This is a genomic window from Mesorhizobium sp. P5_C1 (assembly GCF_054049815.1).
Window position 1 is genome coordinate 1 of sequence record NZ_JBFULQ010001234.1, and the last position, 771, is coordinate 771.

1 pseudogene is annotated in these 771 nt (G+C 53.6%); it reads right to left on the minus strand.

The features are described 5' to 3' along the window. Positions 1–771: pseudogene (locus tag ACXJ7R_RS35075) on the minus strand (acyltransferase family protein); the annotation flags it as partial.

Consider the following 771-nt stretch of genomic DNA (forward strand, 5'->3'; position numbering starts at 1 on the left):
GCATAATGGGTGTGTCGGAGACGTCATATGACCAATTAACATAAGGCGCGATTTGCTCCGCATCATCGAATGCAACCGAGTGGCCTCGATGACAAACGATGGTGCTTTCTCCAGCCCTTTCGACAAGCTCTTCGAGCCACCGCTGCCCATAGTAGACATCGTCATCTGCCGTGACGATGTAGGCTTTAGGAAACGCCAGCAACGCTGGAATAATCTTCTTGTAAGAACGAATATCCTTACAAAAACGGATCTCAAGGCCATAGGCTTTCAGGTCCGTAACTGAGGGTGGCAGCTGCGCCGCATGCTCAGAAGTAAGCCACAAGACAACGCGATCTGGGGCGACCGTCTGCGACAAGAGACAGCGCAGCGTCAGATGCAGCGTCTGGAAACGCTTAGGATATGAAGTTAGCGAGACGATCAAATCGCCAGGCAACCCATGCGGCCGGCCCTGTCCTCGAAGCGGCCATCGCAAAGCGATCAGAACTTGGGCGACGTATGGCTTGGCAAAGCGAATAATATCATCTCGATACTTTGCAACGCGCCAGCCAGCCCCAGTTTTGAGCCATGCAATTGCGCGACCCGGTGTGCCGGCACCGGTCCCCAAGAACCACGGCGACAGCCATGGGGATCGTTTCAAAATCAGGTAGATCGCGAAAGGACCGGAGACTGCGATCATAAAGATCGCCACCTCGTTGGAAACACCAACGTCACGAAGAGAAAATTGGAAAAATTGATGCAGGAACATGATCACCAGCGAGGCTTCGCCCAGCT